At 52.8% G+C, this 18,552-nt stretch carries 9 protein-coding genes and 1 pseudogene; 6 read left to right on the forward strand and 4 right to left on the reverse strand.

Features of this window, described 5'->3' with window-relative positions:
• The first annotated feature begins 104 nt into the window (after positions 1–104).
• A complete protein-coding gene (locus HXX25_RS05545) occupies positions 105–593 on the forward strand; it encodes a hypothetical protein (RefSeq protein WP_187167503.1) in 489 nt (162 codons plus the stop codon).
• A gap of 142 nt (positions 594–735) precedes the next feature.
• On the opposite strand, the gene HXX25_RS05550 is transcribed toward HXX25_RS05545, so the two are convergent.
• The 4 genes from HXX25_RS05550 to HXX25_RS05565 all read right to left on the reverse strand — a co-directional run bounded on the left by HXX25_RS05550 (position 736) and on the right by HXX25_RS05565 (position 13,425).
• A complete protein-coding gene (locus HXX25_RS05550) occupies positions 736–1,500 on the reverse strand; it encodes an HNH endonuclease (RefSeq protein WP_187167504.1) in 765 nt (254 codons plus the stop codon).
• On the reverse strand, positions 1,497–5,399 hold the full coding sequence (locus tag HXX25_RS05555) for an N-6 DNA methylase (RefSeq protein ID WP_233346910.1): 3,903 nt from the start codon (positions 5,397–5,399) through the stop codon (positions 1,497–1,499). Before HXX25_RS05555 ends, HXX25_RS05550 begins: the two co-directional genes overlap by 4 nt.
• Before the next feature lie 77 nt (positions 5,400–5,476).
• Entirely contained in the window at positions 5,477–8,230 is a 2,754-nt protein-coding gene (locus tag HXX25_RS05560) for a DEAD/DEAH box helicase (RefSeq protein ID WP_187167506.1), read from the reverse strand.
• Positions 8,227–13,425, reverse strand: a complete 5,199-nt coding sequence (locus HXX25_RS05565; RefSeq protein ID WP_187167507.1) for a DEAD/DEAH box helicase — start codon at positions 13,423–13,425, stop codon at positions 8,227–8,229. Before HXX25_RS05565 ends, HXX25_RS05560 begins: the two co-directional genes overlap by 4 nt.
• 204 nt (positions 13,426–13,629) lie before the next feature.
• On the opposite strand from HXX25_RS05565, the gene HXX25_RS05570 reads away from it, so the two are divergent.
• From HXX25_RS05570 to HXX25_RS05590, 5 genes and pseudogenes are all read left to right on the forward strand, one after another.
• Positions 13,630–14,445: a HipA family kinase gene (locus HXX25_RS05570; RefSeq protein ID WP_187167508.1), complete on the forward strand. Its 816-nt coding sequence runs from the start codon at positions 13,630–13,632 to the stop codon at positions 14,443–14,445.
• Between the two features lie 4 nt (positions 14,446–14,449).
• The gene (locus tag HXX25_RS05575; protein ID WP_187167509.1) at positions 14,450–15,247 is read left to right on the forward strand and encodes a DUF3037 domain-containing protein; all 798 of its coding nucleotides are present in this window, start codon (positions 14,450–14,452) and stop codon (positions 15,245–15,247) included.
• Positions 15,248–15,722: 475 nt separating this feature from the next.
• Complete coding sequence (locus HXX25_RS05580) at positions 15,723–16,535, forward strand: DUF4268 domain-containing protein (RefSeq protein ID WP_233346912.1); 813 nt, start codon at positions 15,723–15,725, stop codon at positions 16,533–16,535.
• A 4-nt stretch (positions 16,536–16,539) separates the two neighbouring features.
• On the forward strand, positions 16,540–17,415 hold the full coding sequence (locus tag HXX25_RS05585; protein ID WP_187167510.1) for an endonuclease NucS domain-containing protein: 876 nt from the start codon (positions 16,540–16,542) through the stop codon (positions 17,413–17,415).
• Between the two features lie 375 nt (positions 17,416–17,790).
• Positions 17,791–18,488, forward strand: a pseudogene (locus HXX25_RS05590) (IS6 family transposase).
• Positions 18,489–18,552 lie beyond the last annotated feature (64 nt).

An 18,552-nucleotide genomic window follows, 5' to 3' on the forward strand; every position in this document is an offset into this window, starting at 1 on the left:
AGTTAGACCCGCCAGGACAGCCGGGAACGTTTATAGTTGATCTGTCGATCATATGCCACTTAAGGTGCGCAAGAGTTATTGCGGAATTCAAGTGCATAACGATTATGGCGCTCTCCAACGAACAACATAAATCTCTGATCGAGACCATTAAATCCATCACGGATCCCGAGCCCGTTTTTATTTTCTATCATTTTGATGTGGGCGACCGTGACGCAGAAATTCTCATCCGGCTCTTATTGCGTGAAGCAAAACCCTATGTTGACTTGGGAAAAGGGCGCGCCATCATGCATCACAAAGCTCACATACCAAATGGGCAGGATCATTTACACTTCAGAGTAAAGGGAAGCTGTATCGCAGCGATCAACAAGGATGGGTCCGCCCATGATCAAAGTCATGGGAAAACGCTGCAAAAGTGGGCAATGGACGGTGCTAGGGCGCACTACCCAGATTTTGTGGTCCCGCCTGATGGTCTCATAGAGCAGTTGTTTATGTTCACTGAAGATCAGGTTCTTCATGAAGCGATGAAGAGCAAAGCTATTTTAGCTTCCCCAGAACTGATGCAGTTAGCTGAACAAACGGTGGTTCAGCGCTGATCAATGCCTTCGGCACGACCCCTTTCATCGTGATAAAATCCACCGTGCCGACAGCTAGGTTATGCATGTTCTTGGCAGCAGCCCTAGTGCCAAGTTCGCTTTCTCGGACAAAAGCCTTGGCTTTCCTTCTCTGAACCCGGGTTCAATCCTCTTCTTGGAACACATGCTGGCGGTGATAGGCCAGCCGTTCTCGATGAGCGTCGCGAATGGGGATGCATTGTTGGACCTGGTGCTCGAGCGCGTCCCTCGCCTTTTCACTCAAATTCGGCCCGTAGATTGGTGCGCCGTCATCATCGAAGCTGACCAGACCTTTATCGAAAGCGGCATCCCAGAGCGAGGACAGCAACAAACCATTATAGGTGTTCAAACGCTCCGCATCGGTCTCGCAATCAGCCCAGGGGCGAATATGAGAGGCGCGGAGAAGCGCCGGATCGCTAATGCCGGTCAGCGGGCATGTACCATCCCAGTAGTCAATTAGGGCGCTTCGAAACTTCTCTTGTCCCACGCGCTGGACCAGGAGGCGTTCGGCCTCTGTATTGCGTGGCAAGTCGCGGATAGCACCTTCAAAGTCGTGTAAAGGGCCATCGGGTAGAGATGCTGAGAGCTGATAAATCCGCTCTAAAGCCTCGTAGTAAGTTTTTAGAGAGCTGAATTTGTATCGGGCGAGCCCAGGGCCGGAGATTGGATCTGGATCGACCTCCAGCTCGGGAACAACGCCAGCGTGGTCAAGGCCGACATACCATGGCCCCTGATCCCCAGCGCCGGTTAGGAAGAGTGTTCCGGAAGCGGAGCTAGATTTGAACTTCAGCCAGCCATCGGCCTCGCCATCAGTCACTCGAAACCCGTTTGCCGTGGCGGCTTTATTTAGTTCAGTTCTGACAACGAAACCAAGAGAAGCAGAGGTCAATTGCCTAGCTCTTCGATTGCCGAGGCATTATGACATAAGCTTGGATCGGCTGGAGGCGGCGCGAGAGGCGTCTCGTAGATCGTCCCAGATTTTCTAGCCTCCGCTATAGCGTCATAGGTTGTCATCACAAGCCGCTTGGTGAGGAATTCACCGTGGTCTCGCTCTTCGTACTTCCTAAGCACTTTAAATGAATTCAGCAGCCAATCTACCTGCTCTCTATTAAGCTCATACAAGTGCAGCAATGCTGCATCTATCTCTGCTTGGATAATTCTTCGGCGATCCGACAGCCATTTGAATGGGCCGCCTCGGTGCCCCAAGTCCCTTGCGAAGCTCGTAAGTTCAATTGAAGTGTAACATAACTCCAGAACACGGCTGGAAATCCAGTCGATAATCGATCCATTTATCCAAACTAGTTCGCCGGATAACTGATCCGGTGTAAGTGTTGGTACTTGCTCCAAAACATAAAATTTTACGTTACTAGCCTTTTGTCTAGTCGAGTAGTCCGCAACTAATGAACTCATTATTGCAACTAGTGTCGCATAATTCTTAGATGACTGCTTAGATAGCAGTAATGGTGATTTGTCATTAGCTGCTGTCTTTGGAAGGATGGTCCCAACTAAAGTTCGTTCAGATGGGCCAACGTCACGCCATACAAAAAACCACGAAAAGGAGTGATCATCACCCAATAACATATCAGTATTTTTTGCGTCGACCCAGTAACGTGGTTGAATTCTATATAGTGGGTCTTTGTGCTGAAGTTCGGAAACGCGGGGCAAAACACCTTTATTTGATTGTTTTATAGTTTGGTTTTCATATGTACCGTAGCGATGGTCGAAATGCCAAACCATCTTTCCCTCATATAATGGGTATAACCTTCTTCCGTCACCGAAGACTGCGCAAGCTCCATCGAACTCGCAATGGTCGTGATCTAGCGACCCATGGTCGATAAAATTTTCGGATGCTCCCGACATGTGAAAAAGAGTAGTTAACTTGACGGCCCAGGGATTAGAGAAAATTTTATCATCACGTCTTGCAAGTAACGGCGGTGCTCCGCTGTGTATTGTTGCCGAAACTTCGGCATCTTTGGACCATCGAAAAGTCGGCAGGTTTAGTGTGTTCGGATTGATAGCTCTGATTTCATCAATAGTAAGGATATAACGCTTCGCCGGATCGGCAATCTCACTCGGCTGCCGGATGTGCGCAGTAAACCAAGGTTGTTCGACGAGGAAATCGCGGCCCCCAAAAGTTAAAAGCCCAAATTTCGTTTCATTGTGCACATCTTTAAAAAGCTTGTCCTCATTCTCGAAACCGAAAAACGAGATCAGGCGCTTCTGAGACAGCAACTCTCTGAGAAACTCTCTGTAGGTGAAGCCGACAACAAGCCCGTTCGGAATTATTATTCCCGCGCGACCGCGTGCCGCAATTAGCTGCCAAGCTAGGTCGGTAAAGACGGCGTAAGTGTTTACATCTCCGACGCCGCCAAGCGGAAAGCGACCAGAATTTCGTAAGAAATGGCTTTCAACAGCGGCTTGTCTCAGTGCCTCTTGCCATTCTCGGGCGAGGCGAGGGTTAGTATCATTCAAGGCATCGATTAGCCTAGTTCTTGCTGCTTTGTTTTTGGCAGTCGCGATCAATTGATCACGTAGCGCGAAGAACTCCTGCTCTTGTAGCTTCACTCTTTCCCAGGGAGGGTTTCCAAGAACTACATCGAAGCCACCGGTAGCCATGATGTCTGGAAATTCCAGTGGCCAGTGGAACGCTCTTGCATTCGCAGCATAATCTATGGCGGCAGCCATCATCGGCTCAAAGACCTGAACGCCACGCAAATGCTCCCAGAGCGACCCTGACGTCGGTACCGTTTCTTTGCCGCGCTGGGGCAGGCCATGCCGATCAACGAAGCACTCATCGGTAGTCTTCGGCTTCAAAAACGCGGACACGTAGAGGTCGCAGGCTCGCGCAAGGGCCCACTGACCAGCACCCTCCTCCGTCAACGCTTTGAATTTCTCTGCTTTGGCTCGTATCTCTCGAAGCGTCGTCTCAGACATGGCCTTCACACGAGAGTAAGCTTTCATCAAATCCTGCTGACGGTTAAACCCAAACCCTTCCGCGATTTGGTCGCGCTCTACACGTTCTTTCCGGTTTTTCGTCGCATAGTACTTGGCAACGGCCGTGTCATCGCCGGTCAGAGATTTGTACGCCGCATCGGGAATGCCCTGCCTGAGAACATCGAGTTCGTAAACGCCAAGAAGCGCGTCACCGCAACGAATTTGAGTGTCTAAAAAGCCCAGCGGCATGCCCGGATCAATAGTTTCGATCCAAAGCGCGACCTTTGTGAGCTCTACCGCCATGGGGTTTCGGTCAACGCCATAAATACAACGACGCGCCACGTCCCTAAGTGCATGGCGAAACTCCGTTGCTCCGGCGGTCCCTCCCCCTCGCAGACGCGCAACACGCGTTGCAATTCGGCGCGCTGCAGCGAGCAAAAAATGCCCTGATCCACATGCGGGATCGATGACAGACAGGTTGAGAAGCCCTTCTACCGGGTCGTCAGCCTCCGCTTCGGTACGGTCCAACACTGGATTGAGCGCGCTATCGAGCAGCGCTTGCACAAGACTGTCTGGTGTATAGTAGGACCCGGTTGTTTTTCGCTGATTGCCTTTGGCTTCAGAGGCCTCAGATGCAAAGCGGAGCTCATTACCGCCGTCATTGAGTTGCGGCTGAAGTTCGAGCAGGCTTTCATAAACAGAGCCAAGCTCTTCAGTTTCCATCGCGCGCCAATTGACGCGAACGAGGCTTTTACCGTCGCTAAACCAGGCGAGCTTGTAGACCGCCTCCATCAGAGCCGTATTGTTGAGCCGCGTGGTCCCTAGAGACGGCAGGCCCTGGACGTCAAACAGCCCCCCCAGCGCTGGTAAGCCTAGCTTTTCCTCACCGTTCGCCAAAGCCATAAAGACAATTTTGAGCCCCTCCCACTTATCATGATGACGATCCCAGGCGGATCGCCGGATGCAAAGCTCCCGCAAATGGGCGAGACTGTAGCCCTGTGTGTAGAGCCTGCGTGCTGCCTGAGGCGCCCTCGGGTCATGAAGGAGCTCTCGGTCCTCTGCGACCATAAGGAAGATAAGTCGATAGACGAGACGGAGCAGCTCGTTGAACCAATCGGTCAGGTCGACTTCGCCCTCTGCAATTGCCTTTGCGAGGTCCGAATTGGATCGCAGGAAGCCAGTGCCCAGAACCTTGAGAGCCTCCTCTACCTGACCGGCAAGCCTATCGCGGGCTGTTTCCCCTTCTTTGGTTCCAGCTTCTCGCCAACGCTCCAGCGCGCAATCGGTGTCCGGTGTGCCTGCGGCCCCAAATCGCGATCGGTGTATGATGAGCCATATGGCAGCAAAGGACGCTATGTCCTCCGTCTCAAAAATTTGTGCGAGATTTGCCTCGATATAGGCGGGCCGTGTCAAAGACGCGTTATCCCGCATAAGGCGCAATAAGTGGCCGTTTGTCGCCAACCCCCAAAGCGCATCTTCGCGTTCATTGAGCCAGTCCTGAAGCGCAAATGCAGCCGACCGAGATCGATCGCCTGACAATGCCTCGCTTCGCTTGTCGAGCTCGTCCTGCGGCGGACAGACGGAAACTGGAACACGACCCTCACCGGCTGTCAGCGCGATCGGCAGCGTTGCGCTTGCTAGATCATCGAAACCAAAAGCCTCTTCAAGAAGGCCTTTGATGTAGCGTGACGTCGCATCGAGAGACGGGTTTTCGAGTTTCGAGAATGCATCGAAATGCGCTTGGGCGACCCGGAAAGCGGTCGAGACCTCGTCGCGGAGGGAGAGGCCTTTACGAAGCCCATAATCCTCGTCTGATTGCTCTGCCGCTTCTCGGCGGTCGATCGATGCAATCATCGCCGCCGAGATGATGCCCCCCTCGAGACTGAGCGAGGGCCAGGCAGACAGATCGGTAATTTGCTTTCTTGCCACGATCAGACCCCCGCCGGAACAAGCGTGAATAATCCTATGACATCAGGCGGTTGCACAGCTTCAACGCTGACACGGGAGGTTCCGCCGGCTGCAGCTCTCAGGCGTGCATGGTCATCGGATAGCGCAGCCTCACGATGGGCGATATGAGCCGACAAAGGACCGTCGATCATGCCTGGAAGGGCCTCGTGCGCTGAGGCAATCAACCTAGACTTTGCACCCGGGTTCAAATCGCTGGATGCCAAGGTCGCTAGCATGGCTCGGGCATCTTCACCTATGGCCAAAACCTTACCGTCCCTTATTGCAACGACTGAGGCTTCTTCAGCGAGCAATAGCCGTTCTTTGCGGGCGTGTACGGTCAATTTGTAGCGGAGGCGCAAAACAGCGATATGGGTGAGTGCGTCTACTGATGGCGTCGGCCAAGCACCAACTCGGCCGATATTCAGACCGGGCAAAGCCTCAGGATCTAGCGCACCTTCCACCAGCGCATCCGCGAGTGTGAATGTGAGAGGGTGTGTGCGCGATAATAACTGCATGCCAGCTGGTGCTGGCTCCGCCAGAGCAATTCTCAGCGTCCCCTGAAGCCCTTTTGCTTTAAGGCGCTCTCTCAGTGGTGCTGATGTAATTCCGTGGATAGGTGCCTTCACTAAGCGTTGGCTTTTTTCGAGCGGGGCGTCAAAAGCAGCCATAGCTTTGGAGACGAACTCGTAGGCTTCCACCGGCGTGCCCACAAGCTCCTTCGCTTTTTCCCATTCAGGAATGACTTCAGCGGGTTTCATTGCATTCTGAGCAAAGCGAGCACGCGACTTTTTTTCGTTCTCCTCAGCGTTTCTCCAACGTCGGTCCATATCCTCAAGAGCGTCCCTCCCGCCGAAGTCGAGCGCGTACTGTTGACGACTAGAACGTTTAAGCGACAGGGCAGACATTAGCGCATCGGTAACTGGTCCGCGCTCGTCCGGAAGCGGAACAGTCACGCCGGTTGCGCGTCGGATCGTTTCTGCCTTTCGCAAAATGACATCGAGCACCGCCCCATCAATGGCACTATCTGGCGAGAACATCAGCACAGATCTAACAACCTTTGCAGGCTGCCCAAATCGATCCACGCGGCCCTCTCTCTGCTGGTGGCGAGTGGGGTTCCAGGAAAGGTCGTAATGTATGACCGTGTCGAATAGCTGCTGGAGATTGATGCCTTCCGACAAGCAATCGGTGGCAACCAGCAGTCGCTGCTCGTCTTCCGCCATCTCAGCGACCCTATCGCGACGCTCGTCTGGCGTAAGTGTGCCTGTCACCGCCTCGATACGAATTTTCTTGAAATGGTTTTTCAACCGGTCGCGAACATGCTCCGCGGTCGCAATGTAGCGGCAGAAAACTACTGGGTTTGCGCCCTCTTTTAATAAGGGCTTGAGAACTTTTATGAGCCCATCGAGCTTTGGATCCTTATCATCAACAAGGTCGGAAGCGAGAGCAACGAGCCCTTCGAGCTCCTGATCGGCTGACATGGCTGCCGCGGGTTCGATATCGATAGCATCTTCATCATCGCCATCGTCATCATAAATTTGCGGCTCCAAGCGTTCGATCTGATTATCTACACGATTTCGAAGAGCGCTGAGTGCTGCTGCCGGTGATGACCCCACACACCGCATCAAGGCTAGTGTTCCCCAGAACGCCAATCTCTGCTCGCGCTTTCCTTCACCCGCTTTAGTTACCTGCCCAAAGCAGTAGTCCAACACGGCTTCCTGGAAATCGCGATGAGACGGTGACAAGTTATATGGAAGCTCCGCCGTTTTATGCTCAGGAAAGGTCTGGTCTTCCTTCCACTCGGCCGAGGTGATGTCGATCCGGCGGCGTTGTACGTAATGCCTAGCCAAGCGCTCTCGATATCGCTCGTCTTCAAATGCCAGACCGGCAAATTCCGGATGGATAAGAGAAAGCAGGCGAGAGAATGCCTCTTCATCGCCGCTGTGCGGTGTCGCAGTCAACATCACAAGCGCCCGGTCCTCGTCTTCCGCAAGACCGGACAATAGATCAAAGCGCTGCTGGCGCCCCTTGTGGGTACCAACACAGGTATGAGCCTCGTCAACGATTACAAATTTCGGGCATGCCCGCGCGAAAGCATCTCGCCTTCGCTCTGCCTTGATGTAGTCCAAACTGACCACGGTAAAAGGATGGGCGTCGAACAGCGTCTGAGAGACGGTGAGCCCACGCTCGAGTTTCGAAGCAGAGGATGCTGTTACGGCAGCGGCTTCGATGCCAAAGCGGTCTTTGAGTTCGTTAATCCACTGCTCGACAAGGTGCGGGGGACACAGCACCGCAAAAGCATCAACCTCACCCCGATCCATTAGCTCTCTGAGGATCAGGCCGGCTTCAATGGTTTTTCCGATACCCACATCATCGGCAATTACCAGCCGCGGAACCTGCAGGCGGAGCGCCATTAACAGCGGAACAAGTTGGTAGGCGCGGGGTTCAAATGCAAGTTGAGCCGCCGACCGAAACGGTCCGGCCCCTCTCCGCAAGGTGAGCTTCAAAGCGTCCGCTAGAAGCGTCGCCATAGATTGAACGGTTGTCTTGGCATCAATAGGTAAGTCGAACCGCGCAGGAGCAATCGGCTCCAACTCGAGATCAGGACGTAAAAGAACGCTATCTGCTTCAGCACCCGATAATGGACGGAGGAGCAGCCAATCTTCATCCGGAGACGGCAGGGTTACCCATTCCCGACCTCTCGCTCGGACGAGATCTCCTGGCGCGAATTGCGAGGTCATTGGGATGTCCTGAATAGCGCAGAAAGTGTCGCAACCACTTGTTCATTTGGTTCGCTCGGCAACTCCAATACGGTCCAGCCACTCGTGTCAGCGGCGGCGCGTTGTTCAGGCGAAAGCTCCCCTATGACCGCGGCTGTCAAATCTCCCCGCCATGTGAAATCGGCTGTTCTATCGACGAGTGTTGCCGGTTCACCGTGCGGCTCTGGAATTCCAGATTGGTTGAAAGCTTCAATCCAGTTGCTATTCCCAGCGGCCGTCGAAGTTGGTGTTGTTGCATTTAGCAAACTAGCGCAGGCAAGTCTGACCAGAAACGCTAGCGCATCCTCATCCCGCCTATCAATACTCTCGTGATCCGGCTGGTTGTAGTACGAGAGTAGGCAACGATAGCAGCCATTCACGCAGGGTTCGTTGTCTCCATCTTCCAGTTCGCTTGGATCACCGGACGTGATCGCCTTGTTGATGCTCGCTTTGGTATAATGCATGAGCTCCAGTGCGGTTCGGGCAAGCCGGCAGATCGCCGGCTCGTCTCTTGCCAATCTTCCGAGCACGCCGGCACCGCCTTCGGTAGCTTCATAAAAAAGAATGGCTTTACGGCTATCTCTGTCTGGAAGCGGCTCAGCCAAAACTTCTCCCTCTTCAAGTTCGAAGTTCAACTCGATAGCTCGTACGAATGCATGTTGAATAGTCGCACGACTTTCGACGTTCAGGTGCAGATTTGTCGCGAACCTCAGTAGAAGAGCGTTTTTCCGATCGCGAACTATCGGAACAATGCGAACAGGCACAGTTTGATCGGGGGGCGTGTCGTCAGCGAGCTCCTCATCCGTTTTGGTCCAACGTCCTGTTTGAGGGTCAATCCCAAACCCAGTAACAGTTTTGTCCCGTCGCCGCTTCAGCCCGAGATTGAGGCGGCTGATTTCAGCACCATCAGCGTACTGAAGATCGAAAAGCATTTTCCCGCCGTTGCTACATTTTGTGCTTAAGACGTCAATTCGCCCTTCACGCCTCGGCCAGGAGAAAACGGTCCGAATTTCGAAACCTTGCCGAACTCGCTCTTCGTCATTAGCGGTGATGCGTTCAGCCGGGGCGGTTTCAACATTGTCGATGCGCAAGGTTCTACGTACTGGTATCGCATCCACCATTGAAGCATCGCACGCGTGGCAGCGCTCGACGGCGGCCTCGTGCAGAGCACCACAGTCATTGCAAATGTATGCCTCATTAGTCGCTAGTGAGCTGCCGTCGCCACTTCGTGCCTCCGGTGGAAGTTTTGCCCGCATGACCCTATACGCACGCCCCTCATGGTACACGAGGCTTCTCGGCCCGAATTCTGAGATAGCCAGGAACCGGGCTCGCTGAAGAAAGGCACCTGCTCCGTAACCTGAATTGCGCTTTGCTGCTGGTACAAATGCATAAAGTGGAAGCCGCGGAAAGTTGTAACCCGGAAGGAACCCTTCTGTCGCAAGGTATCGATAGGAATAAAAATCCGACCCGGTAGTTGCTCTTCCCTGCTCAAGGAGAACCAGCTGATCTTTTGCCTGTGCTTGAGCAGCTGCCCATATATTGCGGTCCCTCCGAGAAAGATTTGGAAGCTCGGATTTCTCGTTCGCCTCCTTTAGTTGCACCATCGCAGCATCGTAGAGGTCGCGCCATCGGTTGAAAGCTTTGTCGAATTCCCTTGATGCGCCTTCCAATACCTCATCAACCACAGAACTTGGATCTGCGAGCCAATCTGGTCGCCCCAACAGTGGCAGTTGATCGAGCAAAGCATGCATTTGCGGCTCTGCCTTGGGCTTCAAAGCAGGATTGTATATCTGTTCGATAAATTCAGGCTTTAATGGATAACCAGCTTCCTCAAGGTTCAGCACCTCCGGAATGGCCGTTGGTAGAGCCAATCCTCCAGCAGCCATCCAAACCGCATGTAGATGGGAACGAACAAGCGCTTGGTTAAAAACATCCAAGGCTGGGGGCTTAACTTCTCCCGACACCATGTCGCTGCGTCGTTCGAAGTAATATTGATCATGGGGGCTTTGCGCAGCGCAATAAGTAAAAATGACCGCAGCCTGCCCCGAACGCCCAGCTCGCCCAGCGCGTTGAGCGTAATTAGCCGGCGTGGGCGGAACGTTTCTGAGATAAACCACATTAAGTGCAGAAATATCGACACCAAGCTCCATGGTGGGCGAACAGAAAAGTGTCGGTAAGAACTGTGAGGGCTCACCTTCCAAACGCATCTCCGCAGCATTTTCTTGCAGAGAAGTCTTATCATCATCTTCGAACCTAAAACGCCACTCTCTCCATTCACGCTGTTGCGAAGGCACCTGAGCGGTGTGTTCGCGCCCTTCCATTCCAAAAAGAGGTGACACACCAGTCCTCAAGCCTTCGGCAACCCGCCGGTAAAGACCAGTGAAATAAGCGTTATTTTTTCCTAAGGGTTGGGTTTGGTGAACGCCCGGCCCCGGACGGAGCAGCACTGCCGTCGGCTCCAGGCGCCATCCCGGCGTATTGTGAAGGGATGGAACTTGCACCACCAAACCCTCTTTTTCGAACAAGCAAAGGACCAGGTTTAGAAATTCAAGCCATTCGTCTTTGCTGAGCTTCTGGCCAAGCCGAGAGGGCTTATTAAGACTGCGCGCCAGCCGCGACTGAACACCGCCTCTAAGCAGCTGTTTTTCGTCAGCAAGCGACATCTTCCGGCGCGGAGGCGTCGCAAGAACGAGATCGGACGCTTGTCGAAGCTCTTCGTTTCGGTCCACGCTCCAGGGCTGCCTGAGAAGCGATCGCGACGATTGGGTGATTGTGTCGAGCTCTATTGGATCAAGGCTCTCGGTGTTGATTGCCAATCCTTCAAGCAAATACATAAGTATTTCTCTCAAGACGGCTGCTATTTCGCCTTCTGATAGCTCCTCAAAAAGCGGATGCACCGCACTGAGCCTTGCACGATCCTTAGCGATATCTATCAGCCCTTCGAATTCGACATGAACCAATTCGAGCTCGGTTAGATTGGGGTTGGTGAAGCGCCAACCTCGCCGCAAGTCTGTCCACAGTCTGTGGGCGATAACCTTATTGATCGATCTTTCAGCGTTCTTTCGTACCACTCCAGCAGCACTGGGATCAGCTCGCCAGTATTGATGGAGGTCGGTCTGGTTGGCTGAGAAACCCAGCGCTCTACTAACTTTTCGTCCGAAATCCTCATCGCGCAGCCCGTCTTCGTCGGCATCCAAAACAGCACGAAGAATTGCACCGCGTAGTAGTGAGACAAAAACGAAGTCGTTGAAATGACCAGCTTGAAGCGCAGCATCCTGGCGATTGTCGGTGAACCCAAGAAGTTTCTGTTTGTCTGGCGGCACGTCAAAATCGTCGTTCTTTAGACATTCAAGCATCGCTGATACGAGTTGCGTAGATGCAGAACTTCTACCCTCTGACGACAACCCCGCGAGTTTGGTTCGTTCGCTTGCATTGGCACTCGCAACATGGAGGCAACGAGGACAAAACCCTAGACGTCCAGGAAGAAACCAAAATGTTCTACCGTCGGTTTGAGTTTGCCCCGACGGAATGACACGAACTTTACGAGGGGCGCGATTGCGTCTGTTCGCTTTGAGACGCACTGTGTTCCCGGCAAGCTCCAGCCAATCCTCCGGATAGGTCTCGACGTTGCCATCAAACTGGAATTCTTCATCGGACGACCTTATCGGACACAGGTATCCGCCTTGTTCATCACTGTCCGGGTTAGGGATAGGGATGTCATCCATTCGTCGTGCGACAAAAACATCCCCCGCGCCTTCAGAGCGAAGTGAAACAACATGATGTTCTTGGCCGCATTCGCGGCAGAAATAGGTCGGGTACAGGCGCGCATTCGGATCTCTTGGGTCTCGGACCTGCCCTTCCAAATAGACGTTTCGAGGAGATGGGTTGAGCGTGGTGTAAACTTCGGCTGCCCCGGATATCCATCGATGCAGCTTGAAGGCCATAAAAGCATCTGCACTCTCGCCTCCCCGTTGGGTCTCAGGGAGGCTGGTAATCGACAAAAATCGTTCAAGAACCTGCTTACATTTCTCAATTGTTTCGCCGGTCAAGGACGAGAGTTCCATCACCGCGTCCTGTACCGACCTTGGTTTGCGTCGAGTGAGTTTAAGGTCGTCTTTGAGCCCCAGCGCGAGTTCCACCCAAATCGCTAATGGATGATCGTGTAGCTCGTCGTCTAAAAGCATTTCACTGCTGAATTCGCGAATAGCTTTGCCTAAATCGTCGCGAATATCATCAATTGACCTTCGATCGTCGGTAGCCCTTCGAAGCTCTTCTTCAATGACCGCATCAGCTCCAATTTCCTGGCCGAAAAGCTTCGAGGCAACCTCTGCCACCGCTCGCGTGCGGCTGGTTTCATCTCCCTCGCTGACCATTGTGGCTGATGTGCCAATGCAAAGAAGACCATTCTCATCGGCGCATCGGTCCCTCAGCCGGCGCACAAGTAGTGCTACGTCGGCCCCTTGCCGCCCCCGATAGGTATGGAGCTCGTCGAGTACGATATACTTCAACCCCTCACAATTTGCGATGACCTTTCGATCCAATTCCTCCTGCCGCGTGAGCAGAAGTTCCAGCATCATGAAGTTAGTGAGTAGGATGTCTGGAGGATTGGCGGCAACGGCGTGTCTGCTTGCTTCGTCGTCCTGACCGGTATATCGCCGTACCGTCGGGCGGTATTCCTCTGGCACGCCAGATTGGCTAATAAACTTCTCGATCTCTTTAATCTGACTATTCGCTAAAGCATTCATTGGGTAGACAATTATGGCTTGAGTGTGCCGCGCAGCACCTTGCCTTCGCGCCTTCATCACGGCCTCGACAATCGGGACGAAAAAACAAAGCGATTTACCCGAACCCGTGCCGGTGGTGACAACGAAGCTCTGATTGGATTTGGCTTTGGCGATCGCCTGTGCCTGGTGCGCATGAAATTGTATTGATGCGCCGTTCGCCCGAAATATTTCGGCCGTAAATGGGTCTAAATCCCCTGACGCCGCTAAGACATCAGCGCTCGGTCCTTTCTTGTATTTTGGATTGAGCGAAAGCAGTGCTTCTGGCCAGAAGCGTCCATTGGCGTAATGCTCATCAACCGCTTGCTTGATATCCTCGGCTGCGATCTTGGAAAAAGATCGCGAAAAGCGTTCGTATTCCTCGACTACGAATTCATCGAATGCGAACGCCTTCATTTCTATCCCCTTTTGCTATCTCAAGAATTGTTAGTTAGCTTTGCCGGGAAAATCTATAGCGCTGCAACCCTAATTGGTTTGACGCGTAGGGTGTGCACCTGGAGGGGTGGTTCATCCGTTTTAGAATTGCGGCGCAGGCCCAGTCGCCCTTAGTGAGATATCGATGGTAAAAAGAGCAATTCATCCAAGCCGAACTGAGCAATTATGACAGTGTGCGGATCGTCATGGCAGCCGATTGAAATCAATCGCTCAATTCAGGCAATCCACTCCAGCACAAAAGTCGTCAAGGTGATGACAGATGCGGGAATTGGTTACCTAAAGGGGATGGGGAACCCGCAGGGCGATCAAGCTCTTTCTTGCGAGCTTGTCGGCACAGAATTGGCACACATGGTGGGTTTAAACACCGCGCCGTGCGCAATACTTGATGTTTGCGATATCGAATTGGTACGGGCAGACAATGGAACCGTAGGTTTTGGCCCTGCTTTCATCTCGAAGGAACTAATTGGCTTTCCCGGAAGCGGAGAGCAGAGCTTCTTTAAGAGCTGGGCCCGCCCTGACGATGCAGCACTACTAGCCGTGTTAGACACTTTGATCTGTAACGAAGATCGCTGTCCGCCTCCGGATGCGTTAGATCCGCGTCCAAATTGGGATAACCTGTTCTTTACCCAATCCGGGCAAAAATTTGATTTGATCGCGATAGACCACACGCATTGTTTCTCAGAAGGAGAAATTGAAGAAGCCGACCTTGGTCCTGCCTACATTGAAAACCCTCGGGTGTTTGGGGCGTTTCCGGAGCATCGCTCTCTCATTACCGACGAGGCTGTTGATAGAGCAATATCTGCGCTCGAAATCATTGACGCCAGGCGGGTTGAGGAGATAGTTGGCTCCGTGCCTCGCGAGTGGGGGCCAACAAAAGCGAAGCGGGATGAATGGGCGCGTGCTATTGTCATGAGGGCGAGTTGGCTTCAAGGCAACCTTTATGCAGCGCTTACCCGCCAATTCCGACTAGGATTAGATTGAGAGTATGGACCGGCAACAAGGCAAATACGCATTAATTCAATTCAGTGGCGCTCCCGAGCGCCATGAATACGTGAATATCGGCGTGATTGTAGCCACCAAAAACTTTGAAAAGTTTATCGTTCGTTTCGGGGACAGCCGAAGAAGGATAAGCCGACTTTTCGGTCCGCAGTCCAAAATGTTACTTGATGCGGTTCAGATGAATTTTGAGCACCGTATCCACTCCGAAATGCGTTTTACGTCTGAAGTTAACGGGTTTGAAGAGTTCGTCCGCCGGCGATCGAATTCGGTCCGCGTTTCAGCTTTCATGCCGCTTGCGTTTACCGATTTCGAGCGGGAAGCCGAGGCGTTGGTGGCCGAGCTTGTCGATGACCGCCCAAAAAAAACGCGCAAACCTCGTATTCAGAGCGAACTGAAACAGAAATTTGCAACATTGGGCGTTGCGCATCTCCTAGAAGACCCAGAGCCGGTGAAACTTCCTGAGTTCGATATTACTCTCGATGCAAAGTTCGGGTACCAAAACGGGCACTACAATTTAATCGACGGCGCCCGGCTTTCCGGCGAACCCAGCGACCGCTTGCAGGCTGCCGGAAAGCTCGCTTTCGAGGGCAACCTGCTTTGGAAACACTACGGGCAAGGTCCCAGAGCAAAACGACTAGTCGTTGTGGGTGACTTTGAAGGGCAGACCCGCAGCTTTTACGAAGAAGTACGCGATCAGATGGAGCGCTCGAACGTCGTGTTATATAGACTGGATGATATGCACCCGCTGCAAGCGGATATAGAGCGCAGCGTTCTCCCACACTGAGCGAAGTAGGCTGAATTAGGCGATACAGTCACGCTTATTCCGATGACTTTCCGCACCCTCGAATTGGTACAATTATTGGTACAAAACTGGACAAGACGATTTTTATATTTCTTTGTTTTTATTAGAAAAAAGGGCAACAACGGAGTTTCCCTCTCGCTCCACCAATTCTTCCTCAAGCGCCAGAATAATCGCAACAAATATCCGAGCAACTAAAATGCCGCGCCGCTACTTGCTGATCGCATGTAGTGAGAATTTAGTGAGCGAGCGCCTATTAGTTGCACCCCCTACCCTCTACGATTGTTTTTGCGAGACACGATGGTTGCACGAGGTGCGGGCGCACGCATAACCGGGAGGCAGGACAATATCTATTGGGAAGATAAAGCGATTATCGCTTCGTGAAGTCTGGGCACACGAGGCCTTGGATTTTACTACGTGGCTGGAGGAAAACATTGACGTACTAGGCGAAGAGCTCGGTTTGACACTGACAAATGTCGAACGTGAGAGATCGGTTGGAACTTTCAATGTTGATCTCACCGCTGAAGAGGAGCTTAGCGGCGCGTTAGTTACAATCGAGAACCAACTCGGACGATCTGATCATGACCATCTGGGAAAGCTACTTACGTACCTATCGTTCCTCGATGCAAAGATCGCGGTCTGGATCGTTGGTGACGCACGCCCCGAACATACACAGGCAATCGCTTGGCTAAATGAGAGTGAGTTAGCTTCGTTTTATCTAGTAAAGCTCGAAGCCATTCAGATTGATGGTTCAGTTCCAGCACCACTCTTCACCCTCGTCTCGGGACCGAGTGAAGAAGCTGTAGGTGCGGGAAGGGTCAAGAAAGATCTTGCTGAACGTCATGACATTCGACTGCGGTTCTGGACCCAACTCCTCGACTACGCAAAAAGCCAAACGCGGCTTCACACCAACATCTCTCCCGGAAGCTATAGCTGGGTCGGCACGAGTGCCGGTCTTCCGGCAGGTGTTGGCTTGAACTACTCGGTTACTCAGCACTCTGCTCGCGCGGAAGTCTACATTGATACAAAGGATGCAGAAGAAAACGCCCGAATTTTCAATTCACTGTATGCCGCGAAGGCTGAGATCGATGGCGAGTATGGTGATGGGCTTGAATGGCAACCGCTAGAAGGCAAGCGAGCATGCCGCATTAAGCAGGAATTTGACCTCGGAGGGTGGCGCACTGAAGAAGCTTGGCCGACCGTGTTTGAAGCAGTAGTGGGCGCGATGATCAAAATCGATCGAGTATTTCGAGCACGTTTGAAGGCGATATAATTGATTGGCTCGCATTGTTTTAGATAACCACGTGGAGCTTTCTGAAGTCGATCACGGAATTCTAGTTCGGCAACAAGCAGAAGCTTATGTGGCAAGGAACTGGCGCATAACGCCCGCGGTCGTAAAGCTTCTTAAAGACACCAGCGCTTCGGGGTTGGAGTGCATGATCCGAGACAATCATCCGCTTCGAAAGGCAAGGTGGCCCAATCCTCGCGGTGTTGTTTATCTAGCGTTCTCAGTTTCGCCAAAACATCAGTGGTCGATAGCCATCGATACATTCAAGTCGTCCACTGGCGATTTTGGCCACGCTGTATTCAACGGGAAATATCACAGTCAGTTTATCACTCGTGGTCTTCCCTTTAAGTTTGAGGGTCGAAACAAGACATCAGGCCACCTGGTTGTTAAGCGGCAACATTTCGAAGGAACGCTTAAAGAGGTCGCCGACTTTGATCATTCAGTTCTGAGCCTAAAGCCGCGAACAAGGGCTGCGTCAGGGTTCGCGACTGAATATGACATCCAGCACGCTATCATCTCACGATGGCAGGACACGCCATGGGGCGATGAATACGAAATCGTTCAAGACGAATACCCGGTTGATGGTGGCCTAACTTCGCGGCGGATTGATATCCTTGCGAGACACCCCACGAATGGCGACTGGCTTGTTATTGAACTAAAGCGCGCTGAGGCTTCAGATGCAGCGGTCCGCCAAGTCGTCGATTATCTTCGGGCGCTTGGCCAGCAAGACCAGTTTGCAGTTGGGGCATTACAAGGGGTTCTGGTTGGAGAAAGGATATCTGCGAACGCTCAGACGCTTGCACTATCTGAGGGCGTGGCAGCATTTGAGCTGTCCTGGCCCTTTCATTTCAATCGCATTGTATGAGCTAAGATTTTATGATCAGATCAAACGTATTAGCCATCGCCCCCTGCCTAGGCACTCCTTCAAAACTTATGGATTGGAGCGCGCAGGTCAGACCACGTTCAAGCTCGCGCTTTTCTATCTCACGTCAGGCAAAATGCCGCTAGCTAATAGGAAGGCTTAATGTAGCCCTGCTCGGCATTGAAATAGGCGCTGAGAGTGGTACAAATTGTCGTACAAACACTCAGCTTCTACGACTTCTAAGCTATTGATACAATGACACTAAAAGGCCGCACCGGAGTTTCCCTTCCTCTCCGCCACCTACCCCGCAGATTTTACGCGGCTCGGGCAGTGTCAGATCAAACCGGGCGTTATCGGTTCGCCGGCAAATTTGTCTGGATGAAAAATCCATTTCGCTACTTCAAAACATCGCCTGAGGTCATCCGCCTTGCGGTGATGATGTACGTTCGGTTTCCGCTGTCGCTTCGGAATGTCGAGGATCTGCTGCACGAACGCGGGATCGATCTGAGTCATGAGGCGGTGCGGTTCTGGTGGAACCGGTTCGGGCCCATGTTTGCCGCGGAAATCCGCAGAAAGCGCGCCGACAGGATGCGTGCCTGGACCCAGCGGCAGTGGCATTTGGACGAGGTTTTCGTGAAGATAAATGGGGTGACGCACTACCTATGGCGCGCTGTCGATCACGAAGGTGAAGTTCTGGAAGCTTATGTCACAAAGCGCCGAGATCGCCATGCTGCATTGAAGTTTCTACGCAAAGCGATGAAGCGATATGGCAATCCAAAAGTCATCGTGACCGACCGGATGCGGTCGTACCGGGCAGCGATGAAGGTCATCGGAAACGAAGACAAACAGGACGTAGGGAGGTGGCTCAACAACAGAGCCGAGAACAGCCACTTACCGCTACGAAGACGCGAGCGAGCCATGCTCAGATCAGGCGAATGCGAAGCCTTCAAAAGTTCGCCGCCGTCCATTCTTCCGTCCACAATCACTTCAACCTCGAGCGCCACATCAACGATAGAAACTGCTTCAAGGAGAACCGGGAAAATGCGCTGGCTGAGTGGCGGCAACTTGCCGCCTAATTTACCGAAAGTCTGGCAATCAGAGACCAGTTCGCTTTTGCCTGACAGCACCCGCTTAACCCTT

Source organism: Hyphobacterium sp. CCMP332, assembly GCF_014323565.1.
Taxonomy (GTDB): Bacteria; Pseudomonadota; Alphaproteobacteria; order Caulobacterales; family Maricaulaceae; genus Hyphobacterium.